General features: G+C 59.2%; 28 protein-coding genes. 18 read left to right on the plus strand and 10 right to left on the minus strand.

Features of this window, described 5'->3' with window-relative positions:
- Nucleotides 1-11: 11 nt before the first annotated feature.
- Entirely contained in the window at nt 12-446 is a 435-nt protein-coding gene (locus QMX98_RS12085; protein ID WP_169857298.1) for a GFA family protein, read from the plus strand.
- Nucleotides 447-629: 183 nt separating this feature from the next.
- Here QMX98_RS12085 and QMX98_RS12090 read toward each other — a convergent pair whose 3' ends face one another.
- Nucleotides 630-1,139 carry a hypothetical protein gene (locus QMX98_RS12090; RefSeq protein WP_282410807.1) on the minus strand — a complete coding sequence of 170 codons (510 nt, stop codon included), beginning with the start codon at nt 1,137-1,139 and terminating at the stop codon, nt 630-632.
- A gap of 171 nt (nt 1,140-1,310) precedes the next feature.
- Complete coding sequence (locus QMX98_RS12095) at nt 1,311-1,781, minus strand: anti-virulence regulator CigR family protein (RefSeq protein ID WP_145309503.1); 471 nt, start codon at nt 1,779-1,781, stop codon at nt 1,311-1,313.
- A 195-nt stretch (nt 1,782-1,976) separates the two neighbouring features.
- Here QMX98_RS12095 and QMX98_RS12100 point away from each other — a divergent pair, with 195 nt between their 5' ends.
- Both QMX98_RS12100 and QMX98_RS12105 read left to right on the plus strand, forming a co-directional pair.
- Nucleotides 1,977-2,381 (plus strand): antitoxin Xre-like helix-turn-helix domain-containing protein, encoded by a 405-nt coding sequence (locus QMX98_RS12100; RefSeq protein ID WP_077750379.1) that lies wholly within the window; start codon nt 1,977-1,979, stop codon nt 2,379-2,381.
- Entirely contained in the window at nt 2,375-3,067 is a 693-nt protein-coding gene (locus QMX98_RS12105; RefSeq protein ID WP_282410808.1) for an RES family NAD+ phosphorylase, read from the plus strand. The genes QMX98_RS12100 and QMX98_RS12105 overlap by 7 nt, the downstream gene beginning before the upstream one ends.
- Before the next feature lie 660 nt (nt 3,068-3,727).
- On the opposite strand, the gene QMX98_RS12110 is transcribed toward QMX98_RS12105, so the two are convergent.
- The gene (locus tag QMX98_RS12110) at nt 3,728-4,402 is read right to left on the minus strand and encodes a TetR/AcrR family transcriptional regulator (protein WP_282410809.1); all 675 of its coding nucleotides are present in this window, start codon (nt 4,400-4,402) and stop codon (nt 3,728-3,730) included.
- A gap of 154 nt (nt 4,403-4,556) precedes the next feature.
- Between QMX98_RS12110 and QMX98_RS12115 the strand changes: the two genes are divergently transcribed.
- From QMX98_RS12115 to QMX98_RS12130, 4 genes are all read left to right on the plus strand, one after another.
- The gene (locus tag QMX98_RS12115; RefSeq protein WP_145309509.1) at nt 4,557-4,982 is read left to right on the plus strand and encodes a hypothetical protein; all 426 of its coding nucleotides are present in this window, start codon (nt 4,557-4,559) and stop codon (nt 4,980-4,982) included.
- 253 nt (nt 4,983-5,235) lie between these two features.
- Entirely contained in the window at nt 5,236-7,491 is a 2,256-nt protein-coding gene (locus QMX98_RS12120; RefSeq protein WP_282410810.1) for a TonB-dependent siderophore receptor, read from the plus strand.
- A gap of 315 nt (nt 7,492-7,806) precedes the next feature.
- Entirely contained in the window at nt 7,807-8,337 is a 531-nt protein-coding gene (locus QMX98_RS12125) for a glyoxalase superfamily protein (protein WP_083377068.1), read from the plus strand.
- Nucleotides 8,338-8,423: 86 nt separating this feature from the next.
- Nucleotides 8,424-9,116 (plus strand): class I SAM-dependent methyltransferase, encoded by a 693-nt coding sequence (locus QMX98_RS12130; protein WP_221109175.1) that lies wholly within the window; start codon nt 8,424-8,426, stop codon nt 9,114-9,116.
- Here QMX98_RS12130 and QMX98_RS12135 read toward each other — a convergent pair.
- The 3 genes from QMX98_RS12135 to QMX98_RS12145 are packed head-to-tail and all read right to left on the minus strand — an operon-like array spanning nt 9,101 to nt 12,623.
- On the minus strand, nt 9,101-10,333 hold the full coding sequence (locus tag QMX98_RS12135; RefSeq protein ID WP_077750373.1) for a nucleoside permease: 1,233 nt from the start codon (nt 10,331-10,333) through the stop codon (nt 9,101-9,103). The two genes, QMX98_RS12130 and QMX98_RS12135, sit on opposite strands and share 16 nt — an antisense overlap.
- 56 nt (nt 10,334-10,389) lie before the next feature.
- Nucleotides 10,390-11,487, minus strand: a complete 1,098-nt coding sequence (locus tag QMX98_RS12140; protein ID WP_282410818.1) for a sugar phosphate isomerase/epimerase family protein — start codon at nt 11,485-11,487, stop codon at nt 10,390-10,392.
- Entirely contained in the window at nt 11,484-12,623 is a 1,140-nt protein-coding gene (locus tag QMX98_RS12145; RefSeq protein ID WP_282410819.1) for a Gfo/Idh/MocA family oxidoreductase, read from the minus strand. The genes QMX98_RS12140 and QMX98_RS12145 overlap by 4 nt, the downstream gene beginning before the upstream one ends.
- Nucleotides 12,624-12,850: 227 nt before the next feature.
- Between QMX98_RS12145 and QMX98_RS12150 the strand changes: the two genes are divergently transcribed.
- The 5 genes from QMX98_RS12150 to QMX98_RS12170 all read left to right on the plus strand — a co-directional run bounded on the left by QMX98_RS12150 (nt 12,851) and on the right by QMX98_RS12170 (nt 16,506).
- Entirely contained in the window at nt 12,851-13,855 is a 1,005-nt protein-coding gene (locus tag QMX98_RS12150) for a LacI family DNA-binding transcriptional regulator (protein ID WP_083377072.1), read from the plus strand.
- Between the two features lie 80 nt (nt 13,856-13,935).
- On the plus strand, nt 13,936-14,430 hold the full coding sequence (locus QMX98_RS12155; RefSeq protein WP_010459192.1) for a thioesterase: 495 nt from the start codon (nt 13,936-13,938) through the stop codon (nt 14,428-14,430).
- A 60-nt stretch (nt 14,431-14,490) separates the two neighbouring features.
- Nucleotides 14,491-15,051, plus strand: a complete 561-nt coding sequence (locus QMX98_RS12160; RefSeq protein ID WP_010459190.1) for a hypothetical protein — start codon at nt 14,491-14,493, stop codon at nt 15,049-15,051.
- Nucleotides 15,052-15,394: 343 nt separating this feature from the next.
- The gene (locus QMX98_RS12165) at nt 15,395-16,114 is read left to right on the plus strand and encodes an NAD(P)-binding domain-containing protein (RefSeq protein ID WP_282410811.1); all 720 of its coding nucleotides are present in this window, start codon (nt 15,395-15,397) and stop codon (nt 16,112-16,114) included.
- Nucleotides 16,115-16,206: 92 nt separating this feature from the next.
- Nucleotides 16,207-16,506: a hypothetical protein gene (locus tag QMX98_RS12170; protein WP_282410812.1), complete on the plus strand. Its 300-nt coding sequence runs from the start codon at nt 16,207-16,209 to the stop codon at nt 16,504-16,506.
- Nucleotides 16,507-16,710: 204 nt separating this feature from the next.
- On the opposite strand, the gene QMX98_RS12175 is transcribed toward QMX98_RS12170, so the two are convergent.
- Nucleotides 16,711-17,565, minus strand: coding sequence for a LysR family transcriptional regulator (locus QMX98_RS12175; RefSeq protein ID WP_077750365.1), 855 nt, complete (start codon nt 17,563-17,565; stop codon nt 16,711-16,713).
- Nucleotides 17,566-17,639: 74 nt separating this feature from the next.
- Between QMX98_RS12175 and QMX98_RS12180 the strand changes: the two genes are divergently transcribed.
- Nucleotides 17,640-18,575 (plus strand): DMT family transporter, encoded by a 936-nt coding sequence (locus QMX98_RS12180; RefSeq protein WP_154504249.1) that lies wholly within the window; start codon nt 17,640-17,642, stop codon nt 18,573-18,575.
- 181 nt (nt 18,576-18,756) lie between these two features.
- Here the strand turns inward: QMX98_RS12180 and QMX98_RS12185 are convergent, their stop codons facing one another.
- Entirely contained in the window at nt 18,757-19,299 is a 543-nt protein-coding gene (locus tag QMX98_RS12185) for a DinB family protein (RefSeq protein WP_282410813.1), read from the minus strand.
- A gap of 398 nt (nt 19,300-19,697) precedes the next feature.
- On the opposite strand from QMX98_RS12185, the gene QMX98_RS12190 reads away from it, so the two are divergent.
- Nucleotides 19,698-20,102 (plus strand): DUF6632 domain-containing protein, encoded by a 405-nt coding sequence (locus QMX98_RS12190; protein ID WP_172790698.1) that lies wholly within the window; start codon nt 19,698-19,700, stop codon nt 20,100-20,102.
- 86 nt (nt 20,103-20,188) lie between these two features.
- On the opposite strand, the gene QMX98_RS12195 is transcribed toward QMX98_RS12190, so the two are convergent.
- Nucleotides 20,189-20,590, minus strand: coding sequence for a RidA family protein (locus tag QMX98_RS12195; protein WP_010459176.1), 402 nt, complete (start codon nt 20,588-20,590; stop codon nt 20,189-20,191).
- 142 nt (nt 20,591-20,732) lie between these two features.
- On the opposite strand from QMX98_RS12195, the gene QMX98_RS12200 reads away from it, so the two are divergent.
- Nucleotides 20,733-21,659, plus strand: coding sequence for a LysR family transcriptional regulator (locus tag QMX98_RS12200; RefSeq protein WP_010459174.1), 927 nt, complete (start codon nt 20,733-20,735; stop codon nt 21,657-21,659).
- Between the two features lie 364 nt (nt 21,660-22,023).
- Nucleotides 22,024-22,533 carry a DUF417 family protein gene (locus QMX98_RS12205; protein WP_282410814.1) on the plus strand — a complete coding sequence of 170 codons (510 nt, stop codon included), beginning with the start codon at nt 22,024-22,026 and terminating at the stop codon, nt 22,531-22,533.
- A gap of 46 nt (nt 22,534-22,579) precedes the next feature.
- On the opposite strand, the gene QMX98_RS12210 is transcribed toward QMX98_RS12205, so the two are convergent.
- Nucleotides 22,580-23,425 (minus strand): AraC family transcriptional regulator, encoded by an 846-nt coding sequence (locus tag QMX98_RS12210; protein WP_282410815.1) that lies wholly within the window; start codon nt 23,423-23,425, stop codon nt 22,580-22,582.
- 391 nt (nt 23,426-23,816) lie between these two features.
- Here QMX98_RS12210 and QMX98_RS12215 point away from each other — a divergent pair, with 391 nt between their 5' ends.
- Nucleotides 23,817-24,389 (plus strand): chorismate mutase, encoded by a 573-nt coding sequence (locus QMX98_RS12215; protein ID WP_282410816.1) that lies wholly within the window; start codon nt 23,817-23,819, stop codon nt 24,387-24,389.
- A gap of 131 nt (nt 24,390-24,520) precedes the next feature.
- The coding region (locus QMX98_RS12220) for a phage infection protein (protein WP_282410817.1) at nt 24,521-24,856 on the plus strand (336 nt) is incomplete at its 3' end.

Here is a 24,856-nt window from a genome sequence, read left to right on the forward strand (position 1 = left end):
GGAGTCATGCCATGAGCATTGAACGGTCGTACAAAGGCAGTTGTTTCTGCGGCGCAGTCGAGTTCACCGTCAGCGGTGAACCGGCCGCAATGGGCTATTGCCATTGCGAGTCGTGTCGGCATTGGTCAGCAGGACCGGTCAATGCCTTCACGCTGTGGAAACCCGACGCGGTGCAAGTGACTCGGGGTGCCGACAACATCGGCACCTACAACAAGACACCGCGCAGCTACCGCAAATGGTGCAAGACGTGTGGCGGGCACCTCTTTACGGACCACCCCGAGATGGGGCTGATTGACGTGTATGCCGCGGTCATTCCGGATCTCGCGTACTCGCCGGCTGTCCACGTGCACTATCAGGAGACGGTGCTGCGGCTCAAGGATGGATTGCCGAAGCTGAAGGATGTTCCCGGCGAGTCAGGGGGATCGGGGATCATCGTGGAGGAATAGTGCAGGCAAAAGAAGTGTCCGGGATTGCAGCTTATGCCGGTTGCTGCTTGATCGGCGCTCAAGCAGCGGCACAACTGAAAACGGGCACCGTAAAGGCGCCCGTTTTTTTTCGGTGTAGTCGCTTACATCAACCGATACGGCTTCAACGCCCGGCCAGGCAGCAGACCGATTCAGCCTCGCGGGTCAGTACGGGTTTTTTGATCCCGAGGAAGCCGCGTTACTCAACCCTTTCGCGTTGTGATCGCCTGGAGTCGAGGTCGAAATCGCACCGGCTTTGGTGACGCCGCGCGTATCTCTGGATTGGGCGATGCCTGAAGTCGTTGAGCCTTTACTGCGATCACCGTTGCGTTCACTGCCATAGTGGTTTCCGCTTTCACCACGGTCGCGAACGGCCTTGCCGGCATGATCGCTGGACAGTCCCTTTCCACGGCCACTGCTGTCAGCGTTGCCGGCGTGACCGGACCCGCTGTGACCACCACCCGTGCCACCGCCATGGCCACCTCCATTGCCACCGCCGTTACCACCACCTCCTCCATTGCCACCGCCGCCGCCACCACCACCACCACCACCACCACCACCCTCTTTCGCATAGGCGGAGTTCATGACGGACAGGTCAACGGGGAGCAATGGCGCAGCCGCAAGCATCAGGGCGCAGGACATGACAGCAAAAAGACTCTTGTTCTTTAAAAGCATGGTGGCTTCCGTAGGTTGATATCGCATGCCATAGGACGCAAGAATCCCATTTCGGTTCCTGGCCCTGCGACGGACGGACTGCAATGGATGCGGGCTCTGATCAGCATCAGAGCCTGGAATGAATCACGAGGCTTTTGTGAGTGGATTCCAATCGCATTCGCCACTCAAGCGCTAATCAAACGCACCGTTCAACACTTCATAAATCAGCCCGGTGGCCAGCGCCACCAAGATCAAATCGGTCCCCGCTTGCTGCCATTCGTATCCGTCGTAATGAGGCAGCCTGCCAACCAGGCGGCCATCCAGTTTTTTGGCAATGCCGGGAGGCAGCGGCTTACCGCGCGCGAGGTTCTTTTGGATACCCGGTGGCAACGCAGGGCCGGGGCTCCAGTAGTCCCGATAGCCGCCGACAATCCCCAGAATACTGTTGTGATTGATACTCGGGCCATGACCCCATTCGCCGCCCCCGGCGTTTTTGCCTTGGCCGGCCTGGCCTCCCTGGTTGCCATGGGCCTGGCCGTTTTGCGGGTTTCCCTTGCCGTTCCCCTGGCCCTTTCCATTACCCGGATCGGCCAATGCCGTTGCCGAGCCGCAGACCAGTGCAAGACTTGTGACAGCGGCAATCAATGAGCGTGATGTGAACATTGGGTCGTTCCTTCAGTAAGGGGGAAATATCCCTCGTTAAAATTTAGTCGTTATTGAGGAGATTGGTTCCCTTCGCGTCGCCAAAAGTATTTAACCGATAACAATGACTTCAATGTCCATTGGTCGAAGCAGACTTGCTCTATAGATTCATTAAACCTATCTTCGAATCTACAGATTCAGAAAGAGCTATTGAATATGGCAGTCCCCCTCCAGGAACAAGCCTTTACCAAAGCCCAATGCGTAACAGGCCTGCGCGCTGCCGTCGGCATCCTCGAAAAGTGGAGCGCCTCCAGCGATCAGGCCTGTCGCATCCTGCGCATTTCCCGCAGCACCTACACCCGCGCCCGGCAGCGCGATCCCGCATGGTCCGTGACGCTCGATTCGGACCAGATGCAGCGCATCAGCTTCGTGCTCAACATCCACGCCGCATTGCGCCTGGTCTTCGATAACCCGGACAACGTCTACGGCTTCCCGTCGATGGCCAACCACAACGAGTTTTTCAATGGGCGCAGTCCGCTGGAGATCATGGCTCAGGGCGACATGATTTCCTTGTATGAAACCTTCAAGCGCATTGACGTGCTGCGTGGTGCGCAATGGTGACGGTGAGCGAACTGGCAGCACTGGCTGGCGAACAGCTGCAGGCTTATCGACTGGTCAATTCGAAGTTTCCACCGATTGCGATGTTTGATGACGTGGCGGATGCGGACGAGTTTGAGGTGCTGTATCAGATTCAGGCGCTGACCAATCCCCGGCTGAAAAATGAAGTGGGTCATCTTGAGTTGATTGCGCGGGATCAAATCCCGTTCGGCATCCCTGGCTGCTCTTATGCGACGGCGCCGTTTACCCACGTCAACCCGGCGGGTTCGCGGTTCAGCGATGGTCGTTTTGGGGTGTTGTACCTGGCGGACTCCATGGACACGGCATTGGCCGAGGTTCGGCATCACCAGAGTCTTTATTGGTCAAATGTGCCGAGCCTCAATTATGAGCGGTTTGTGTTCCGGGGGTTGTCCTGCGCCTTCGTGGATGTGGCAATGAAAGACGCTGCTGCCATTGCGCTGACTGATCCGGTTTATGACCCTGACGACTACACACACTCGAGGCGCTTGGGCAGGTCCGTCAAAGAGGCGCGCTGTCCAGGGATTCGTTACCACTCGGTGCGGATGCAAGGCAGTTATTGCTGGGCGCTGATGACGCCCAAGCCGGTTCTATCAATCATTCAAACAGCGCATTACGAGATGGTCTGGAATGGTCAGGTCACCAGCGTCAGCAAGATCAGCGAGGCTTGAAACGATCGCCTGATCGTCTGATCGAATTACGCTGAAGCTGCGTTGCACGGGCCTGCCCATTGTCGTATTGGGCGGGCGTTACCACCGGTTTGCACCCAGGTTTACATCACTCCACGCACCGTTTTGGCGTGATCCGGATTTCCCGATGCAGGTTATCTCCCATGAGCTCGTCGGCGCGCCACGCGGGTTCTTTGCCTGCGCTCAACTCGACAGGATATGGCCCGGTCGGTGCCAAGGCGGCCTGTGCCCGAGCGATGAAAGCATCGGTGCTTCGGGTGTCTGTGCCGGAAAGAGGGCCCGAGATCTTCGAAAAGTGCTTTGTATGCCAAGGCTTTGTCGATCCCGATCTTGCACACACGTATCGTAGGCCGCGCTGTTGACAGGGCCAGCCTCCAGGCAGAGATCGCGGTAGACCGGGGTGACCGGTGGAGGCGGACTGGAACAGCCGGCGATGAGCACGCTTGCCAATACCGACAACCAAACCAAGGGCGACACGATGGTGGATGTTTGAGACGCGCAGGTGTTGACGTGAGTCAAAGTACCGTCCTTGGAGGCTGTGGCGAATTATGGTTGCGGTTTTCTATTGACCAGCGAGACGCCGCCGTCTTTACGTTTGATCGGTATCAGCCCGGATCACAGGCAGTTTAGGGATATGCAGTGTCAAGGAGCCGAAGACCGCGCGCTCGAAGCGTTGCGTTTTCGTCGTGCCTCTTCATCCTCCGCCAGTGCCTGACGCACCAGCGCCCGAGCCGCCCAAGCGGCGGCGTCGAGTGATTCTGCGACGCTCGCGCGGCTGATATCGCGCACGGCGATCAACGCCTCGGTGCCCATGACGATCGACAGCGCCTGCTTCAATCGCTTTCGCGCCCGAGGTGAAAGCACGTCCTTCAGCGAGTCGACAATCGGCTCGATGTAGCTCATGCGTCGGCCTGGTCGCAGTGCCTCACGGGATTCGTTTTCGAGCCACACCGTCATGAACGAACGTTCCATCACGTGCAGACCAATCTCGTCGTCGATCAACAGTTTGTTCAGCGCGTTCGCCGCCAGACCAATGCCCTTTACCGGATCGTCCCCCGGCCGCCAGATCTGCTCCAGCGGCGTCATGTCTCGGTCTGCCGCCGTCTCGCTGATCAACGCCTCCGTCGAGGGAAAGTAGCGATACGCCGTGGCGCGCGACACCATCGCCCGCTCGGCCACTTGCGCAACCGTCGGGTTATGGCCCTCGTCGCGCAAGGCGATAGCGGCATCGATCAGCGCCTGACGCGTGCGGCGCTTCTGGTTGTCGCGGCCCTGATCGCCGTCTCCGCTGGACGGGCTTGACTTGGAAATTAGCATGGAGTAAATGAGATCCTGTCTTGTCGTGAGACACGAGTCTCATAATAGACACTCGATATCCAACCCACAAGAAGTCGCACGCAGGAGCGCCTGACGACTTCAAATCAATTGTTTGAGCAACTGAACGCGCCCCAGGGCGCATGAGGTGAATGCCATGAATCACACCCCCCGTTCCCGGACCTGGTTTCGGCTCGCTGCCCTCTACTTTGCCATTGGCGTGATGCTGGGCGTGGCAATGGGCGCTTCCGGCGATCATTCGCTCTTCGCGGTACATGCCCATATCAATCTGTTGGGATGGGTGTCGATGGCCCTGTTCGGCATCATCGGCACAGCCCACCCGTCCATCACCGAAGGGCGCGTGGCCGCAGCGCAGTTCTGGATATACAACGTTGGCGTCCCGCTGATGCTCGGCGCGCTGACGCTGCGGCTCAAGGGCTTCCCGTCAGTCGAGCCGTTGATTGGCGTCGCCTCGCTCCTCATCGGTTGCAGTGTGCTGCTGTTTGTGTGGCTGGTGTTCTCGCGCATCGGTGTGAAAACCGTGTACCTGAGCAGCCCGACAGGCGAATCGCGCCTGTCTTGACGCGCCAAACACGTCCCCGCTTTTTGGGCAGCGTATCGGTCCGGGGTGACTCTGCCTCGGATCGATTGCTGCCTCCGTCATGATCAAGCCTGTGTCAACGGCCGATGCAGCCTCGCTCCAGGCGTGCACGCAATGCGCTGGACACATCTCATTTGATAAACCATCTCAAATGAGTATAAATCCTATTCCAGAATCAATTTCCATTGCGTATGATACGGATTCTCAATAACAGCAAAATCAAATGAGTGTTCGCATGACCGCCCCCATCTCCCTGTGTACACAAACCTCCGTGACGCCGCGCATGCCTTCGACCCTGCGCCCCCTGGCGCTCGCAGTGCACATGCTGGCAGCCGGTATCGCCATCACTGCGCCCTCCTTGCAGGCGGCGGAACAGACTGAGCAGACGGAGACTGGAAGCTCTGTGACCTTGGCCCCTATCGCGATCACTGAGACGGCCATTCGCGAACGCAGTGCCGTCACCGAAGACACCAACTCTTACACGACTGAGGCTGCACGCACGGCCACGCCGTTGAGCATGTCGCTGCGGGAGACGCCGCAGTCGGTCAGCGTCATCACCCAGCAACGCATACAGGACCAGGATCTGCATACGATCCTCGACGTGGTCAACAATGCCACCGGTGTGTCGGTCAACCGCTACGAGACCAGCCGGGCGCAGTTCAACGCCCGAGGGTTTGAGCTCAACTCGCTGATGATCGATGGCGTGCCCACCATCTACGAGCAGCCATGGAGTTCGGGGGAAATTTTCAGCAGCCTGGCCATGTATGACCGCGTCGAAGTAGTACGCGGCGCCAACGGTCTGATGACCGGTGCCGGCGATCCATCCGCCTCCATCAACATGGTGCGCAAGCGCGCCAACAGTAAAGACCTGAAGGGATCTGTAGAACTGAGCGCCGGCACCTGGGACACCTACGGCGTCGAGGCTGATGTGTCCACGGCGCTGAACGAGGAAGGCACCGTTCGCGCGCGGCTGGTCGGGGAGACCAACGAGGGCGACACGTGGATCGATATGAACTCGAACAAGCGCCAGACCCTCTATGGCACGATGGATATCGACCTGACGCCCGACACCACGCTCTGGTTCGGCTTGAGCCGGCAAGAAAGCAACGCCGACTCGCCGATGTGGGGTGGCCTGCCAGTCTGGTACGCAGACGGCGGCCGCACCAACTGGAGCCGCTCGAAGTCGACCTCCGCCAAATGGAGCAAGTGGGACACGACCTACGAGACTTACTTCGTCAATCTTGATCACACCTTTGCCAACGACTGGCAAGTCAATCTGAGCTACAACCGTGGCGAACGCACCGGCGACTCCTCCCTGCTGTACCTGTCCGGCAATCCAGGCAGAAACGGCAGCTCCGCGATGTCTTCGTTCCCGGCGACCTACAAGACCGAGACCACCCAGGACGACTACGGCATCCGCTTCAATGGCCCGTTCTCGTTCCTGGGTCGCGAGCACGAATTGGCCTTCGGCTATGTGGACAGCAAGCAGAAGTTCGACACCGATTCACTCGACGCGCAAACAGGCTTTGGCGGTGTCGCCGATTTCGATTCCTACAACGGTAATTTCGCAGAACCGGTATGGGGCCCGAGGACCGACTACGGTTACAGCGAGACCCGCCAGAAGGGCCTGTACGCGGCAACCCGCCTGAACGTGACCGACGATTTGAAAGTGATCCTTGGCGCGCGTGAAAGCTGGTACGAGAAGACCAGTGATGACGTCTTCTCGGAAGTGAGCAAGATCGATGTCGATCATGAGCTGACACCCTATGCAGGTATTGTCTACGACCTCACCGACAACCTTTCGGCTTATGCCAGCTACACAGAAATTTTCCTGCCGCAATCGGTACGCGACCGCAGTGGCCAGGCATTGGAACCGATCGTTGGCGAGAGCACTGAATTGGGCCTGAAGGGTGAGTACTTCGGCGGCCGCTTGAACGCCTCCGCAGCGGTTTTCCAGATCAAACAAGACAACCTGGGCCAGAACACTGGCGCGCTGATCGATCCTTCAAACCCGGTCGGCGGCTTCGCCTACGAGGCGAGTGAAGGCGCGACCAGCAAGGGTTTCGAGCTGGAAGTTTCCGGCGAGCTCGCAACGGACTGGAATGCATCGGTGGGTTACACCCAGTTCACGGCCGAAGATGCAAACGGCGACGACGTCAACACGCTGTACCCGACCAAGTTGCTGCGCACCTTTACCACCTACCGCCTGCCAGGGGCGTTCAACAAGCTGACCATCGGCGGCGGGGTTAACTGGCAGGATTCGATCTACACCTACGCCGTCAACCCGGCCGGCAACTCCGAAAAAATCCAGCAGGATGCCTATGCCCTGGTCAACCTGATGGCTCGCTACGAGTTCACCGAAAACCTCTCGGGCCAGGTGAATGCCAACAACGTCACCGACGAGAAGTACTTCGACATCTTCGATGCCTACGGCGCCCTGACATACGGTGCACCGCGTAGCATTACGGCTTCGGCGAAGTACCGCTTCTAAGGCACCCGATCGGGTGGCGCTGCACTCTGCTGACACAACACCGGCCTTGCGCCGGTGTTGTACTTTTTGACGACAGACAAATACGAAAGCGTCCTCGCCTCATGTCGAATAAATAGCCCATTCTCTCGTTCACCTGCTCCTGACTTCCGCACTCATTGACCGCTGTGTATCATCAGTCCCGGGCCGATGCTGCCCGCCGCTCGCTCCCGAAGGGAAAGGTGAAAGCATTTCTTCTCCCCCCAAATCCTGTCGTATCTCTTGAGAGCCGAGGTTTGGCAACGCGAGCACCAGAATGCCTTGGCTACAGGAGGAACGATGTTTTCAATCGAACAAGCCAAGCAGATGGCCAAGAGGCTGCGTGCCTCGCTTGAGGGGCGCAATCAAGCGACGTCTCACTCAACCGCGCTTGAGCTGGTCGCGCATCAACTGGGCTACAAGGACTGGAACACAGCGTCTGCGACGCTTCCCCAGGAACTTGATCAACCCGCCATTACCTTCGACAGAGCCATCCCGATACTGCGGATGTTTGACGAAACCAAGGCGCGCGAGTTCTACCTTGATTTTCTAGGCTTCAGCGTCGAATTCGAGCACCGCTTCGAAGCAGATCTGCCGCTGTACTTGGGCATCAGCCGAAACGGTCTGCAGCTCCATCTTTCCGAACATCATGGCGATGCGAGCCCGGGATCGACGATATTTGTCCCGATGCACAATATCGAACTGTTGCGTGACGAATTACAGGGCAAACGCTACGGTTACGGACGGCCAGATATCGTTCAGCAAGGTTGGGGGCAAGTGTTGGAAGTCCATGACCCCTTCGGCAATCGCATTCGATTCTGCCAAAGCTGATCCTGCCTGGCGGGCTGGGGTGACCCAGCCCGTTTCCTTGATACGTGTCCTATCCTTCTAACCAACCCACCACGCCAGACGCCAACATGCCCGCCTCCGAATCCACCCTCCTCGACAGCTGGCACCACAACGCCCACGCCTGGATCGCAGCCATCCGCAGCGGCGCCATCGAAAGCCGCCTCACGGTGACCGACCAGGCCATCCTGCTGGCCGTGCTGGGCCGCCAACCCGAGCGCGTGCTCGACCTCGGATGCGGCGAGGGCTGGTTGCTGCGCGCGCTGGCTCAACGAGGCATCACGGCCGTCGGTGTGGATGGCGATGCGACGCTGGTCGAAGCGGCGCGGGCGTCGGGGTCATCGCAGGTGCATGTGGCGAGCTATGACGAATTGGTGGAGGCCAAGGTGGACATTGGCCGCGACTACGACCTGATCTGCGCCAACTTCGCCCTGTTGCACCAGGACATCATTCCGCTGCTCGCCGCCATGAACGCCCTGCTCCGCCCTGGTGGTGCACTGGTGATCCAGACACTGCACCCGTGGGCTGTCGCGGCAGGCGACTATCAGGATGGCTGGCGGGAAGAAACCTTTGCCGGGTTCAAGGGCCAGTGGCAGCCCATGCCGTGGTACTTCCGCACCTTGTCCAGCTGGCTGAATGCGCTGGACATGGCCGGCTTTCGGCTGGCCGTCCTGCAAGAGCCGCAGCACCCGCAAAGTCCGGTGCCGCAGTCGTTGCTGTTGGTGGCCGAAAGCGGGCAAGGCGTTGTTCAGACGGTCGATTGAACAACCGCTGCCTGCCGCCCCTTGAACGCCAGCGCAAAGCAGAAAAAGATCGCCAGGGCGAACCCCGCCGGAAACAACCAGATGCTCTTCCAGTCATGGCTGCCCGTCAGCGCATAGTGGTCGGTCACCTGCCCTGCGACCCAGAAGCCGATCAGCATGCCCAGGCCATAGGTCGCCAAAGTAATGAGCCCTTGGGCCGAGCTTCTGAAACGCTCCGGTGCTTTGGCGTCGGTGTAGATCTGGCCGGACACGAAGAAGAAGTCGTAGCAGATACCGTGCAAGGCGATGCCGGTAAACAACATGAACGCCAGGTCGCCATTGTTACCGTAGGCGAACAGCAAGTAGCGCAAGGCCCACGCCAACATCCCCACCAAAAGCGCAATCTTGATCCCGAAGCGGTGAATGAACAGCGGCAGAAGCAGCATGAACAGCACTTCGGAAACCTGCCCGATGGCCATTTTCGCCGTCGGATTGGTCACGCCGATTTCCGCCAGAAACGGATTGGCATTCTGGTAATAAAACGCCAACGGAATGCAGATCAGGATGGAGGCGATGAAGAACACCAGGTAACTGCGGTCCTTCAGCAAACTCAACGCATCCAGCCCGAGCATTTGCTTGAGGCCGCTGCGGCCCACCTCAGGTTTCAGTGGCGCGGTGCGCGGCAAGGTGAAGCTGTAGAGGCCGAGCACCAGAGACGCAATCGCCGACATCAGAAAGGTGTTGCGCAGCCCGCCTGACGAAATCAGGGCCTGGGAGTCCCAGGCAAACACAAAGCTGATGACCACGCCGGCCACGATCCAGCCGATGGTGCCCCACACGCGGATGCGGGAGAACTCGAGCGCCGGGTCGCTCATCTGCCGGAACGCCACTGAATTCACCAGTGCCAGGGTCGGCATGTAGATCATCATGTACGCCAGCACGTAAGGGTAAAACGTACTGAAGTCCGGCGCTCGATACAGCTGATACAGCAACACGGCGCCCACCAGGTGCAGCACCGCAAGGATGCGTTCGGCATTGAAGAAGCGGTCGGCGATCAAGCCGATCACAAAGGGCGCGATGATCGCGCCCCAGGACTGGGTAGAGAACGCCATGCCGATCTGCCCGCCGCTGGCGCCCAGGTTACTGGCGAGGAACGTACCGAGGGTGACGAACCATCCGCCCCAGATAAAGAATTGCAGGAACATCATGGCGCTCAGGCGCGCGGTCATCGTGGACATAACAGTCACCGTCTTATTGTTTTTCTTGTTGGAGAGAGAAGCGAATAACTTTTTGATCAGGCCTCGGGCAACCCCAGCAATCGTCGATTGAAACCTGCGTCCGACTGCACGCTGGCGAAATCGTCGAAGGCCTTCTGCGTCTTGCTGATCATGTGCCGCTCGATGAACGCCGCCCCTTGTGCGGCGCCCTGGGCGGAGTCCTTGAGGCAACACTCCCACTCAAGCACGGCCCAACCGCTGAAGTCGTATTGGGTCAGTTTGCTGAAGATCGATTTGAAGTCGATCTGGCCATCGCCCAGGGAACGGAAACGCCCCGGCCGCTCAACCCAGCCCTGGTAACCGCCGTAGACGCCCGAACGCGCATCGGGGCGGAACTCGGCGTCTTTGACGTGGAACATGCGGATGCGCGCGTGGTAGCGATCGATGAAGCCCAGGTAGTCCATTTGCTGGAGCAGCAGATGGCTGGGGTCATACAAAATCGCGGCGCGTGGATGGTGATCCACCGCCTCCAGAAAACGCTCGAACGAGGCGCCGTCGTGCAGGTCTTCACCGGGGTGGATTTCGTAGCACAGGTCGACACCGGCCTCCTCGAAGCAATCAAGAATCGGCAACCAGCGTTTGGCCAGTTCGGCAAAACCCTGTTCGACCAATCCGCTTGGGCGTTGCGGCCAGGGGTAGACATACGGCCACAGCAGCGCACCGGAAAAGGTTGCGTGGGCCTTCAGTCCCAAGCGCTGACTGGCCCGGGCTGCGAGCTTCAACTGCTCGATGGCCCATTCGGTGCGTGCTTGCGGCTGGCCGCGTAGATGCGCCGGGGCAAAGTCGTCGAACAGGGCGTCGAACGCCGGATGCACCGCCACCAGTTGGCCTTGCAGGTGCGTCGACAATTCGCTGATCTCGACGCCCGCTTTAGCGCAGACTGCCTTCAATTCGTCGCAGTATTCCTGGCTTTCAGCGGCGCGCGCCAGGTCGATGTATTGCGTGCCCAAGGTCGGCAACTGAATGGCCTTGTAGCCTTGCGACGCCGCCCACCGGGCAATATTGGCCAGGGTGTCGAAGGGCGCTTCGGCGGACATGAACTGCGCGAGGAAGATCCCCGGGCCGCGCAGGCCTGCTTGAGAAGTAGGGTTCACGGGCGAGTGCTCCGGGTTCATTGAGGGCAGACCAGTTCGGTCCATTTCGTGTCGCCACGATGACTGGCAATCACGGTTTCGATGAAGGCCATGCCGCGCAGCCCGACGTCGATGCCCGGCACGCCGGGGGCCACGTTGCCGTCGACGTTGCTGCGAATCGCCGTGGCGAAATCGCCGTAGAGGTTGGCCATGGCTTCCAGATAGCCTTCGGGATGTCCGGCCGGCAGACGCATGCGCCGGGTCGCGGCGTCGCACAACCAGGGTTGGCCGACACCGGAACGCAGCACGCGCATTGGTTGGTCAAGGGAACGATGGATCAGGCTCGACGGCTCTTCCTGGCGCCATTCCAGGCCGCCCTTGTCGCCGTAGACGCGGATTTTCAACGGGTTCTCTTCACCCGCGCAGACCTGGCTGGCAATCAACACACCACTCGCGCCGTCAGCCATTTTGAACAGCATCGCGGCATCGTCGTCCAGTTGCCGGCTGGCAACGTGGGTATTCAACATCGCGCACAGGTGCTGGATGGGCTGGTCCGCCACGAATTCGGCCAATGAAAAGGCATGGGTGCCGATATCGCCGATGCAGCCGCCCAACCCGGACTGCTCAGGCAGGTCGCGCCAGCCGGCCTGCTTGTTGCCCTGCCCCGCCACATCCTCGCTCAGCCAGCCTTGGGGGTACTCGACAATCACCTTGCGCACGGAGCCGATCACCCCGTCGCGAACCATCTGCCGCGCCTGCCAGACCATCGGATAGCCCAGGTACGTGTGGGCCAGGCCATAGAGGCGATCGCTGCGTTCAAGCACAGCCTTGAGCGGCAGCAACTCGGCCAGATTCAACGCCGCCGGTTTCTCACTGAACACATGAAATCCCGAACTCAGCGCCTGGCTGGCAATCGGCGCGTGCAGGTGATTGGGGGTGACAATGATCAGCAGCTCCATGCGCTGATCGGCCGGCAGCGCACGCTCGGCCTCCAGCATCCGTCGCCAGTCGCTGTAGCAACGCGAAGCGCACAATCCCAGCGCGGCGCCGGTGTCCTGATTGTTGCGGGCGTCGCGACTGAACGCGCCACACACCAACTCAAAACGGCCATCGAGCCCGGCGGCCTGACGGTGGGCCTGACCGATGAAGGCGCCCTCCCCACCACCGACAAAGCCCATTCTTATTTTTTTCACGGCAACACTCATCGCAACGTTTCTCTGTTTGAGGCGGTTTTCGGCGGCTTTACAGGAATGCATCCAAAAGTCGATGTAACCGGTTACATCGTGACAGAAATCTAGGCCCTGTTTGACGAGGTGTCAAACCCCGGATGAATCTCCAGGAAAATTTCAGGGGTGGGCTTACCTGCGTTAAGCTCGCCCCTGCACAGTTCGATAATGAGGTGGTCTTGTCCAATATCCGCGAAGTAGCCAGGCTGGCCGGCGTCTCCGTCGCCACGGTGTCCAGGACGCTGAAGTCGCCTGAACGCGTGCTCCCCGACACGCGCGACAAGGTCAACGCCGCGGTGGAAAAAGCCGGTTATCGACCGAACCAGATGGCGGTGCAATTTCGCTCGCGCAGAACCGGCAACCTGGTGATTCTGGTGCCGACCATCGCCAACACGTTTTTCGCCAAGGTGATCAGCGGCGCGCAGCAAGCCGCCCAGCTCGCCGGTTATCGGCTGTTGCTGTGCGACACCCAGGGCCGCGAGGAAGTGGAACGGGAGTTTGCCGAATTGGTCTACGCCCATCAGGCCGATGGCGTGATCCAGTTGCGCGCCTATGACCCTTTTGAAGCGCCCTTCCCCAGCGCCGATTTACCGCCGATCGTCAATGCCTGCGAGGTGATTCAGGGCGGCCGTCATCCCACCATCAGCCTCGACAACCGCGCGGCTGCCAAGGCCATGACCGAACATTTGATCGAACTGGGCCACCGCCGGATCGGCCTGATCAAAGGCCCTAAAAGCAGCCCGCTGACCCGCGATCGCGTGGCCGGTTATCAGGACGCCTTGCAACAGGCCGGTATCACGTCGGATGCCGCGCTGATCTGCCATGGCGATTTCAGTCTGAAGGCCGGACATGACGGTGCCGCCGCGATGCTGGAATTGCCCGACCGTCCCACGGCGTTGTTTTGCGAAAACGATGAAATGGCCATCGGCGCGTTGAAACGCATCAAGCAACAAGGCCTGCGCGTTCCTGAGGACATTTCATTGGTGGGCTTCGACGACATCCCCTTCGCGGCGTACTGCGACCCGCCGCTGACGACCATCTCGCAACCCGCCGAAACGTTCGGTCAGAAAGCCGTCGAGATGTTGATCGCGCTGATCGAGAGGAAACCGATCGAACAGCGGCATGTGGTGTTGCCGTTCAAGTTGACGTTGCGCAACAGCACCGCAGTTGTCAGGGCGCGCTAACGGATGACCAAAGTGACCGCACCCCGATACCAGCGTTAGAATCCGACGGTTGAGTTCATTCGTATGAGGAAGCGCCTGTCATGTCCAGTTTCGACACCTCCCTGCAAGACACCGCCGCGCCTGACGGCGTCTGTTACGGCTGCGGCAGCAGCAATCCGCACGGGCTGCACATCAAGAGCTTCTGGCATGCGGACGGCGTGCATGTCATGGCCGAGCACGTGCCTGATCCCATGTATTGCGGCTGGCCGGAGTTGGTGTACGGCGGGTTGATCGCGATGCTGGTGGATTGTCATTCCAACTGGACGGCGATGGCTTATCACTACCGTGAGGAAAACCGCGAAGTCGCCAGCCTGCCCCGGATCAATTGCGTCACCGGCAACCTTGGCATCAAGTTCATCAAACCGACACCGATGGGTGTGCCATTGACCCTGCGTGCCAGAGTGGAAGGCGATGTCGGACGCAAAACCCGTGTCATCTGCGAGGTCTATGCCGGGGACGTACTCACGGCGGTTGGCGATTCCGTTTTTGTCCGCGTGGATACCGATCAATTGGCGGCGGCGGCGCACAGTCGGTAGGACCTACCCGAAAGCGGAATCGATCCTGCGTGTGGGTCGCGTAATTTACAAGGAGGTGTCATGAGCAACTTCCCCATCGTGGCCACGGTACTCGCGATGATATTGGGGCTCTCCGTCACTCGCCTGCTGATGGGTGCGTTGACGGTGTTCCGCATCCGCCGCGTCGCCGCGCCTGATTGGGTGGCGCTGGTCTGGGCGGTCATGCTTTTCACGTCCCAGCTGGATTTTTGGTGGGCGGTCAACGCGCTGCCGACGATCAAGGCGACCTTTTCGTTTGCCGAGTTTTTATTGCTGGTGCTCCTGGCGCTCTCGCTTTTTGTCTCTGCCGCGTTACTGCTGCCCAGTCGAAGTGAGGACGAGCAAAGCGGGCTTCGCGTTTACTTCGAACAGGATGGGCGCTACGCCCTTCTATCGTTTTCGACCTACCTCGTGCTCGGCCTCATCGTGAACGTCCTCTTCTTTCAGGTATCGCCGATGGCGCTTTGGGGGGCGCTGGATGTCGTCATGATTATTCTCCCGGTCTGCGCATTCAAGGCCAAATCGCGCAAAGCGTATTCGACGATTACCCTGATTTATGTGCCCATCTCTGCCTTGGACGTCGCCATTACACTGACCAACTAGGCGGGTCGTGGAAAGTGGCGCGGGTGGCCGCAACCCTGGAGGGTGAATAGACCATCTTCGCAGTTGGCGAGAGTCGACATGGCAGCTGTCCAGTCCAGTACAAGCGAAATCAAAAGGCAGCAATCGGCCAGGAGGGTCCACCTCGCCAGCCGCCTCAGGGACGAGCTGGTTGGACGGCAACTGGCGAGGCGAACACATAGACAATAGCTTCCCTTGCTGAACACGCCTCACGCCGCTCATCAAATACCCCTGCTCGTCCGCCGCCTCCCTCGGCAGCTTTCGTTTAGACGTAAGCTCAACTACGGTGATTCCAAGACCGCTGTCCAACCGAGGAGCCCAGTGCATGTCCAGAATCTTCTCTCTGATGCTCGCCGGCCTGGTTCTGTGCACCAGCCAGGCGATGGCAGACACCCTCAAGATCGGCGTGATCGGCGCCGGCAAGGTCGGCGGTACGCTTGGCACGCTCTGGGTTAAGGCCGGGCACTCAGTGATGTTTTCATCACGCCACCCCGAGGCGCTGGCGGACCTGGTCAAGGAGGCCGGCCCCAACGCGCGGGCCGGCTCGGTCACCGAGGCCGCGGCCTGGGGCGATGTAATCGTGTTGAGTGTTCCCTATGGCGCCATGCCGGCGCTGTCCGAACAGTTGAAGGGCAAACTGGACGGCAAAGTGATATTCAGCACCAGTAATCCATTCGGCGGCCGTGACGCAGATGTCGGGCGCAAGGCGCTGGACATGGGCGTGGCCCTGGCGGATCAGCAGTATCTGCCCGGCGTGCACCTGGTGCGGGCGTTCAACGCCATTGGCTTCGCCTCAATGAAAGGCCTTTCCGGCAAAAACAAGGCGATTCCTGTTTTCGCCGACGATGCCCAGGCCCGGGATATCGGCGTCCGGTTAGTGCGTGATGCCGGATTTGTACCGGTGCTGTTCCCGCTGGCGCGCGCCAATGAGGGGTTGCCGGGCGGCCCGCTCAGCGGCGTCTGGCGTGAGGCCGAACTCAAGCAACGACGGGGCGTCGGTGAGCTTTGTCTGAATGTAGAGGCGACCTGCGCTGAAGCTCGCTAGTGTTGAAATCGATAGAGGGTCAGGTCCAACACCGTCTAATCTCAATGAAGCACAACCCCACACGGCTCGCCTCTTGATACAGGGGAAACGGGATGGCCAATAGAACAGCGCGCCAATGCTCGTCATGGGTCATACCCTCCCTGCTCGCCATCAACCTGGCGCTGATCGCGGGATGTTCCGGCAAAGCGTCCACCGCTCGCTATGCAACTTCAAGCGTGGGCTCAGCCTGCTATGCAAAAGCGCTTCCCACCGCTGGCGAGGGTGGCCTGGCTTGGGGCTCCACCTTGAGCATGGCGCGTAAAAAATCCATGGATAATTGCATCCGCTTTGCCGGCCGATCCGGTGGCACTCCGACTACCTGCCAAGTGGTGTTGGCGGAGTGCAGGCATTGAAACCTATGCAAAGCCGAGGAACGACAGGATAACCACGACGACCACCACTAACCCGACGATGTAGATGATGTTGTTCATGAAACCCACCTCTCAACCAGAATAGGACTGCGGCACGAAGGCTTACACCTACACGGTAGTGCAGCTTTGCTCGCAATGCCATTCAGCATGGGACGGTCGAGCCTGACAGTTTCCCTTGCTCGCGGACTAGAGCCGAAAATGCTGCTGCATGGCTTGGGAGAGCAAATCCACCGCTTCATCCCCATCTGAAGACGGCGATCGGATAAACACGACCTCATGCTCCGGTATGACGGGCAAACCGTCGAGAATCTGCATACTTTCCGTCACCCGGGCGCGGTCTATCAGACTGATCGCCAACCCGGCCTCCACGCAGGCGCTGACGGCCTGGTTGGACGGACTGTCCAGCACCACGCGCCACCGGCGGCCGCTTTGTTTGAGTGATGCCACCATGGCTTGCCGATAAGGGCATTGCGCCGCATGCACGGCCAGTGGCAGCGGATCCATCGAGGCCAGCGACTTGTTTGCCGGCCCCACCCAGATCGGCGTGGTGGCGACGAGAAATTGCGCCTGCATGGTCAGTTGCCCCCTGGCTTGGGCAATCACCGCGGCCTGAAGCTTTCCACGCTGGACCTGGTCACGCAGCGAATCACTGGGGGCTGTCTTCAACTCCAGCACCACGTTGGGCCAGGCAGCGGCGAATGTCGGCAGGATGTCGCGGATGACATGGGCGGCGTATTCGTCAGGGACACCCAGGGTAATGCGTCCTGCCAGGTGGTTTCCATGCAGGTCGGCCAGCACCCGGTCATGGGTGCTCAGCAGTTCTGTCGTCGACAAAAGCAAACGCTTGCCCAGTGCGGTCAGGGAGACGGACTGATTATCGCGATTCAGCAAGCGCCCCCCGGCGACTGCCTCAAGCCGCTGGATATGCACGCTCACCGCCGCCGGGCTTTTATGCAGCTGCTCGGCCGCCGCACTGAATTTGCCAATCCGCGCCACCGCATGAAATGTACGTACCAGCTCGATATCGAGTATCGCCGTCATGATTTAATTTTCGTGAATGACTGCTGCACTTTATTTTGATTTATTAGATTAGGCCGATTTCGTAGCCTGTGGCAATGAACCAGCCCACACCGATCTCCTGTCAGCAGCAAGTCATCCCCCACTGGCGCCAGAAGATGCCGCTGCCGCTGCTCGAGGCGGCTTTGATTCTGACCTGGAGTTCCGGATTCGTCGGCGCGCGATTCTCGATGGACTATGCGCCCCCCTTGTTGGTGGTGTTTTGGCGCTGCGTCGTGGTCACGCTGATCCTGTTTCCTTTCGTCGCCAGGCAATTGCGGCAAACCTCCCCTGCCGTGTTGCTGAAAAACGCCGGCATCGGTCTTCTGGCCATGGCCGGCTATCTGGCCGGCGTCATACAAGGCATAGCCCTGGGCGTACCGGCGGGCCTTGCCGCGGTGTTCGCCAACCTGCTGCCGATGGCGGTCGCATTGCTGGCCGCTGGCGTGCTGGGGCAAAAACTGGACTGGCAAGTCTGGACAGGGCTGGTCATCGGCCTGGTTGGGGTTGTGGTGGTGACGCTTGGCGCGTTGGCCTGGGGTAGCGCGCCCCTCTGGGCGTATGGCCTGCCGGTGCTCGGTACGCTTTCGCTCGCCATCGCGACACTCTGGCAGAAGCATCTGCACGCCTCTGAATCGCTGGACCTGCTGCCCAACCTGTGGCTGCAATGTTGCGTGTCGAGTTTTGCATTCGCCCTGATCGAGGGCACGCAAGGTAGCCTGGCGCCGATACCCGGCATGGGGTTTGCGCTGAGCGTACTGTGGACGGTGGGATTGTCTACGTTAGGCGGCTACGGGCTTTATTGGGTCTGCCTGCGCCGGGCGACAGCCACACGAGTGGCCAGCGTCTTGTACCTGAGCCCGCCCGTCACGATGCTTTGGGCCTGGGCCATGTTCAACGAACCGTTGTCATGGCAGATGGTGTCAGGCATGGCAGTGTCCGGGGTCGGTATCTGGATGGTGGTTCGGTCGGAGGCTCGGCAGGCTCGGCGGTAAAAGCTGATGGATGTTTCGGGGCAGAAGTTGCTCTTGCCGACAGACTGCAATCGGCTGTGGATTCAACCGGTCGATGCAACACATCTAAATTCTGTGTAAGCAGAAGGAGTGTTGCAGATGGCCACGCTGGTTTACCAGCCCGGTATGACATGAAAATCCCGGTCTAGCGCTGGTTTTTAGATTATGTGCGGGACTCGGAAGGAATGAGGAGGACCAGATCAGTATCGCCTACGTCGACACCCGCTTGTGACAGCAGAGTAGTAACTTGGCCTCGGTGATGAGTCTGGTGGTTGAAGAAATGCATGACCAAGCCATAAAAGCTCCTGTCAGCGGGGGTTCCTTTCATGCTTGTGTAATTGAGGGTGTAATCTAAATCCGCCTCTGTAATCGAGCGAGACCACTCGACAATCACCTGATCGAGCCAAACGCGATGTGCCGAAAGTTCTCGGATATTTGAGAGCAGTAACTGGTCGAGGCTTTTAGGGGCCGGGAGCTGTCGAATCGGCTCCAGAGCCAAGTGATTCGCCGGGTGCCTGGCAAATCGCTTTAGCCAGATAGTGTCCCCGGCCACCAGGTGATTCAACGTCCCGAGAATAGAACCAAAGAATGCTTTCCTATCCACTGACAGCTCTTCATCTGTCAGACTTCTGGCCGCCTCATAAACCTTTGCGTTCATCCAATCGTTATAGATAGCCATCTGGCAGATATGGTCGGTGCGGCCCATCGTGTTCATCCTTTGAGTGAATACTAGACAAGCGTTCCACGCTCATCTGGGGCCATTCTAGAGCAAGGCTTTTTGAATCGCCCTTGATTTCGTAGACACGTGACCGGCTATATCGGGTCGGTTGCTGCTGTTCGCGACAGGCAACTATCGGCCAACAGCAGCCGGTGAACGAAGCGATAGCTAATGAGTAGCTATGCTTGGTCTACTGCCGGAACTGATTGAGCAGATGGGGCTTTCCGACCATGGTGTATAACCCCCTTCAGCGGTCGCCCGACAGTCACAATGCCCGGTCTAGCCAGGCAAGATGACAGAGCAAGGAATGTAGTCGACCAAGCCCGTGAAGGTGTTATCACCCCACTTGAGGTCAACTTAGAGTTAGGCCCAAAGAGGAGTCCGCCATGACCGTAGTCGATCGCCTCAGGTATTTGCGCGTCGTTCTAGTTTTGGCTGGCCTCGCGTGCCTTGCGCTCTACCCACTGATGTTGTTCTGGCCGTCCGGCTGGGCCTGGCACGTCGGTCACTCGGACTACCCGATGATGATCGTTGGCATCTACGCCACACTTGGGGTGTTCTTGATCCTGGCCGCACGCGACCCATTAGCCAATCTGAGCCTAATCTGGTTCACCGTATGGTCTAGCGCCGTTCACGGAGGAATCATGACCGTCCAGGCGCTCACCCAGCCGGGGCAAATGGGGCACTTGGCAGGTGACGTGCCGGCGCTTTTCATCGTGGCGGTTGCCTTGGCCATCTTGACGCCCCGCTCGCAATTGGCTGCTCAGCCCCGGACACACAATGGGGCCTAAAAGCAGGATTGACTGTCAGGATCGGGACGAAAATTGCGTTTCAGTAAAGCAACCACGGGCGAGCTGTCGATACGTCAGATCTCAGGTCATCCCGTGGTTTCTGGAAGCTTGGCGATCACCTTGATCTCGAACTGGTAACCGTAGAGCCACGTGACGCCGACGCCGGTCAGCGTCGGGTGCGGCGCGTTACCCCAGAACTCTGGCAGAACCTTCCAGATCGTCTCGAACTTTGATTCGGGATCGACGATGAAGACGGTGACGTCAATCACATCGTCGAAGGTGCAACCGGCAGCGCCCAGGATTGCATTCAAATTGTTGAACGCGAGTCGAACCTGGGCCTCCAGATCGGGTTCGGGCGAGCCGTCTTCGTTACTGCCGACTTGTCCCGACACGAATAAGAAACCATTGGACTTGATAGCCGGCGAATAGCGATTGCGCTCATAAAGCGCCTGGCGTCCGGGTGGAAAAACAACATCACGCTGTGTCATAGGTGCCTCCATCAATGGGTCTACGCAGACCCGGAACAAACGATGTCGAGACTGTAAGGACTTGTGCCTGGGCGATAAACAAGCAACCGTAGCTATCACTGTTTGTGAAATCCAAACAATCTGATCGATAGCCGGGGCAGCAATGGACCGTTTTGATGCAATGCAGGCATTTGCTCGAGTGGTGGAAGCGGGCAGCTTCACCAAGGCAGCCGAAACACTGCACATGAGCAAGACCACCGTGACACAACTGGTCCAGCAGCTTGAGGCACGGTTGCGCGTCAAATTACTTAACCGCACGACTCGCAAAGTCAACGTCACCGCCGACGGTGCCGTTTATTACGAGCGAGTGCTTCAATTGCTGGCCGACATGGACGACGCCGAGACCAGCCTGTCCGGCGCCTCGACGCTGCCCAGGGGCCGGTTGCGAGTGGATGTGCCGAGCCCGCTGGCCAGCATGATTCTCGTACCCGCGTTGCCTGCGTTTTACGAGCGGTACCCAGACATCCAGATCGACATGGGCGTCAGCGATCGTATCGTGGATATGATTGATGAGAACGTCGATTGCGTGGTGCGCGGCGGCGAGCTGACGGATCAGTCGTTGATGGCCCGACGAGTAGGCGACCTCCAGCTTGGTGTTTTTGCAGCGCCCAGCTACCTGGCACGCGTCGGTACGCCTGCGCATCCGCGGGAGCTGGAAGATTCGCATCACCGTATCGTCGGTTTCCTGTGGGCGCGCACCGGCAAAGCCGTGCCCTATGCCCTGCACAACGACGTTGAGAGTGTCCGGATCAAAGGTCGCTACGCGCTGGCAGTCGACGATGGCAATGCCTACCTCGCGGCCGGCCTTGCCGGACTGGGCGTGCTGTGGCTGCCAAAGTACATGTCCAAGACCTTCGAAGCACGCGGCGAGTTAGTGCCCCTGTTCGAGAGCTGGAAACTCGATCCGATGCCCATCTACGTGGCATTTCCGCCAAATCGGCATATCAGTATCAAACTGCGCGTGTTCATCGATTGGGTCGCTGAGCTGATGGCACACCATGCGCCTGTCAGCGACGGACATGACTCGTGAATACAGCGTTGGGGAATTCGCCATGGCGGTCGCTTTGTCCAAATGATCGCTGTGACGGCTCCCACCACGATCAATGCGATGCCCCTCCGGCACCGAGGGCCCTGGTAAATACAACAGCAGCCCCAGGCAGGTCGCGAAGATCATTTCCAGGGACAGCAACAGGCTGGCCAGTGTCATGGGGCAGGCGTCGGGACGCGATGGTCCAGCCGCCTTCCTCTTTTCAAGACCTGAAGTGAGTCAAGACGATCTGCACAGTTCTCAATACGTTCAGAAGCCAAGAGCGTGGAGTCAAAGGCAACACTGTGTCCACTCCCAACGTAAACCGCGCTGGGTTTGAATCCCCACATTATTGGAAGCCTGAATCATGACTACCTTGAACAATGAGAACTGCAGAACGACCAGCGTCACTCAGAAAGCATCGCTCGGGGTTAGAACCACGGCGATCGGCACCTACGGTGCTTACGTTGCTCTGGCCATCATTTACTTCTGGTTCGGCGGCATGAAGTTCACGCACTATGAAGCCGAGGGCCTGGTCCCGTTGGTAAGCAACAGCCCTTTCCTCGGTTGGGTCTACAACATTTTCAGTGTGGATACGTTCTCCAGTCTGCTCGGTATCCTGGAAGTCTCGATCGGTCTCCTTATTGCGGGGCGTCTGCTGTCACCCAAGCTTTCATTGATCGGGGGTGCGTTGTCTGCCGGATTGTTTTTCACGACCTTGAGCTTCATGTTGTCGACACCTGGCGTGATTGAACCCGGCCTCGGTTTCCCGGCCATTTCGGTTGCACCTGGTCAGTTTCTCCTGAAAGACATCGGCTTGCTTGCCGCTTCGGTTTTCGTGGCCGGCCATTCTCTGACTGCACTGGAATCGCGTTGAACCGATGATTTGTCCTCCAGGAATGGCCTGAAACCGCTAGAGGTTTTCAGGCCATTTCGCCATCAGCCTCTCCTGCCGAATCCTTCATCCAGTCCCGAGGGCTGTAGCCCGTCTTGCGACGAAAAGCGCGGGCAAGCGCCGAAGGACTTTCATAACCGACCTCGGCGGCGATCAGCGTGATCGGTCGCCCTTCACGCAGACGCTTCTGCGCCAGGCTGATACGCCAACTCAACAGATAATCGGCCGGTGTCTGCCCGATAACGGCCCGGAAATGCACGGCATAGGCCGCGCGCGACATGTTTGACTCGCTCGCAAGCTCGGCAATCGACCAGGGACGATGCGGTGCGTTGTGAATCTGGACCAGGGAGCGCGCCAATCGTGAATCGGCCAGCCCGGCCATCATTCCGGTGTGCAACTGGTGGTGGTCGAGCAGATGCCGAAACAACAGGATGATCAGCAATTCGAACAAGCGATCCAGCGCAGCCTCCCTGCCGCAATGTCCGCCCGCCGCCTCAACGAACATCCATCTCAACGTGTCGGCCAGCATCGGTAGCTCATCCAGGGGCAGCACCAGCAGATCGGGTAACGAAGCCGACAGCGGGTTATCGACCCCACCCTCGAACTCCATCGATGCGCACAGGAGTTGAGCCCCTTCGGGTTCATTGGCGAACAGTTGATGCCGGCGTGGTCGGGGCAGAAAAATCAGACTGGGCCGAGTCAGCAGCAAGTCCTTGCGATCGAGCCCCTGCAACGTGAGGGCACCGGCCTGAAGCAGGTGAATATGACCTCGCGTGTCAGCACCATCGTAAGACGCCATGCCGCAAAGCTTGCCGTTGTAAAAGAGGTTGGCGCGCACGCCGAACTGCGACAACAGTGTAGACAAGCGATCCATGGGCGATCTCTGGGCGAAGTGTAGACACGGAAGAGCATATCACCGAGGGGGTTGCGGTCCGATTAGGTCCTTTCCCCACGCGGCGGGTATCAGCAGGCAATTGGCGAATGAGACCGGCGCATCGACCTCAGGTGTCCACCCGCTTGCGCTTTTGACCTCGCGCGCCAGTGGGTCTGCGGCCCGGCTGAAAGAGCCTGTTTCAACAACACTTACAAAAAATGAACATGCAGCCTGACTGTCCATGAGTCTGCACAGTGCAGACTGAAATCAGTATGTTTGTTCTGAGTTCCAGTCTGACTCAGCGGGCGCTCCAGGCGTTGTATGCTTGGCGCACCTGTGTGATACACAACACCTGATTGTGTGAGTCCTGAGTTCTGACGAGGTTTTGCTTATGCCCCGCTCCCCACGCATCCCGCAACTGCTGGCCTGCGCCCTGATCGGTTTATTCGCTGGCGGCGCACAGGCGAGCACGCCCTCCCCAGCGCCCGAGAGTTTGCAACCGCTGCTGGTGACGATGAATGAGCGACTGAACATTGGTGATTTGGTGGCGCTGGCCAAGTGGGACAGCGGCAAACCCATCCAGGACAGTGCCCGAGAAGCGCAAGTCATCGCTAACGCCAGGAAGATGGCGGTTAAACGCAAACTGGACCCGGAACAGGTCGCCGAGTTGATCGCCGCACAGATCGAAGCCAACAAGCTCGTGCAGTACGGACTGCTCGCCAATTGGCGGGCGGCCGGCAAGGCGCCTGACACACCGCGGCCGGACCTTGCCAAACAGATCAGGCCCCAACTGGATGAGCTGCAAAACCGGCTGTTGCAGCATTACGCTGAGTTCGCGCCCTATCGCAAAGACCCGAACTGCCCCAACTGGCTGGGCGAGGCACGCGCCGGCCTGATCAAGGACCAACTGCATGGTCAGGCATTGATACGCGCGACCGGGAAGCTGTGTGTCGCCGATCAGTGACAGGCCGACGGTAGTCTCGGGCAGCCATTGACTGCATCAATAGTCACCATTAACTCAATGAAGTTCTCTTAAAAACTCCGGGGCGTAACATCGCCTCCATACCAAACAACTACACCCCGGAGCACACCATCATGAAACGCCAGATCCTTCTCAGCATCGCTTTCTCGGTTTTTGCAGTTAACGCTTTCGCCGCTTCTTCCGCTCACCCGGTTGTCGCTGAAGGCGGCTCGGATCGTCTGATTGAAAGCCGCGTGGCTGAAGGTGGTTCGGATCGTTTGATCGAAAACCGCGTTGCTGAAGGTGGTTCGGATCGTCTGATTGAAAACCGCGTTGCTGAAGGTGGTTCCGACCGTCTGATTGAAAACCGCGTTGCCGAAGGTGGTTCCGACCGTCTGATCGAAAACCGCGTCGCCGAAGGTGGTTCCGACCGTTTGATCGAAAACCGCGTCGCGGAAGGTGGTTCCGAC

Origin of the sequence: Pseudomonas sp. PS02303, from assembly GCF_029959925.1 — a bacterium.
Taxonomy (GTDB): domain Bacteria; phylum Pseudomonadota; class Gammaproteobacteria; order Pseudomonadales; family Pseudomonadaceae; genus Aquipseudomonas; species Aquipseudomonas mandelii.

Bases quoted from the DNA above. Each gene is read 5' to 3' on its own strand.
- QMX98_RS12085 (WP_169857298.1), top strand. From the start codon at position 12: ATGAGCATTGAACGGTCGTACAAAGGCAGTTGTTTCTGCGGCGCAGTC.
- QMX98_RS12090 (WP_282410807.1), bottom strand. From the start codon at position 1,139: ATGCTTTTAAAGAACAAGAGTCTTTTTGCTGTCATGTCCTGCGCCCTG.
- QMX98_RS12095 (WP_145309503.1), bottom strand. From the start codon at position 1,781: ATGTTCACATCACGCTCATTGATTGCCGCTGTCACAAGTCTTGCACTG.
- QMX98_RS12100 (WP_077750379.1), top strand. From the start codon at position 1,977: ATGGCAGTCCCCCTCCAGGAACAAGCCTTTACCAAAGCCCAATGCGTA.
- QMX98_RS12105 (WP_282410808.1), top strand. From the start codon at position 2,375: ATGGTGACGGTGAGCGAACTGGCAGCACTGGCTGGCGAACAGCTGCAG.
- QMX98_RS12110 (WP_282410809.1), bottom strand. From the start codon at position 4,402: ATGCTAATTTCCAAGTCAAGCCCGTCCAGCGGAGACGGCGATCAGGGC.
- QMX98_RS12115 (WP_145309509.1), top strand. From the start codon at position 4,557: ATGAATCACACCCCCCGTTCCCGGACCTGGTTTCGGCTCGCTGCCCTC.
- QMX98_RS12120 (WP_282410810.1), top strand. From the start codon at position 5,236: ATGACCGCCCCCATCTCCCTGTGTACACAAACCTCCGTGACGCCGCGC.
- QMX98_RS12125 (WP_083377068.1), top strand. From the start codon at position 7,807: ATGTTTTCAATCGAACAAGCCAAGCAGATGGCCAAGAGGCTGCGTGCC.
- QMX98_RS12130 (WP_221109175.1), top strand. From the start codon at position 8,424: ATGCCCGCCTCCGAATCCACCCTCCTCGACAGCTGGCACCACAACGCC.
- QMX98_RS12135 (WP_077750373.1), bottom strand. From the start codon at position 10,333: ATGTCCACGATGACCGCGCGCCTGAGCGCCATGATGTTCCTGCAATTC.
- QMX98_RS12140 (WP_282410818.1), bottom strand. From the start codon at position 11,487: ATGAACCCGGAGCACTCGCCCGTGAACCCTACTTCTCAAGCAGGCCTG.
- QMX98_RS12145 (WP_282410819.1), bottom strand. From the start codon at position 12,623: ATGGGCTTTGTCGGTGGTGGGGAGGGCGCCTTCATCGGTCAGGCCCAC.
- QMX98_RS12155 (WP_010459192.1), top strand. From the start codon at position 13,936: ATGTCCAGTTTCGACACCTCCCTGCAAGACACCGCCGCGCCTGACGGC.
- QMX98_RS12160 (WP_010459190.1), top strand. From the start codon at position 14,491: ATGAGCAACTTCCCCATCGTGGCCACGGTACTCGCGATGATATTGGGG.
- QMX98_RS12165 (WP_282410811.1), top strand. From the start codon at position 15,395: ATGTCCAGAATCTTCTCTCTGATGCTCGCCGGCCTGGTTCTGTGCACC.
- QMX98_RS12170 (WP_282410812.1), top strand. From the start codon at position 16,207: ATGGCCAATAGAACAGCGCGCCAATGCTCGTCATGGGTCATACCCTCC.
- QMX98_RS12175 (WP_077750365.1), bottom strand. From the start codon at position 17,565: ATGACGGCGATACTCGATATCGAGCTGGTACGTACATTTCATGCGGTG.
- QMX98_RS12180 (WP_154504249.1), top strand. From the start codon at position 17,640: ATGAACCAGCCCACACCGATCTCCTGTCAGCAGCAAGTCATCCCCCAC.
- QMX98_RS12185 (WP_282410813.1), bottom strand. From the start codon at position 19,299: ATGGGCCGCACCGACCATATCTGCCAGATGGCTATCTATAACGATTGG.
- QMX98_RS12190 (WP_172790698.1), top strand. From the start codon at position 19,698: ATGACCGTAGTCGATCGCCTCAGGTATTTGCGCGTCGTTCTAGTTTTG.
- QMX98_RS12195 (WP_010459176.1), bottom strand. From the start codon at position 20,590: ATGACACAGCGTGATGTTGTTTTTCCACCCGGACGCCAGGCGCTTTAT.
- QMX98_RS12200 (WP_010459174.1), top strand. From the start codon at position 20,733: ATGGACCGTTTTGATGCAATGCAGGCATTTGCTCGAGTGGTGGAAGCG.
- QMX98_RS12205 (WP_282410814.1), top strand. From the start codon at position 22,024: ATGACTACCTTGAACAATGAGAACTGCAGAACGACCAGCGTCACTCAG.
- QMX98_RS12210 (WP_282410815.1), bottom strand. From the start codon at position 23,425: ATGGATCGCTTGTCTACACTGTTGTCGCAGTTCGGCGTGCGCGCCAAC.
- QMX98_RS12215 (WP_282410816.1), top strand. From the start codon at position 23,817: ATGCCCCGCTCCCCACGCATCCCGCAACTGCTGGCCTGCGCCCTGATC.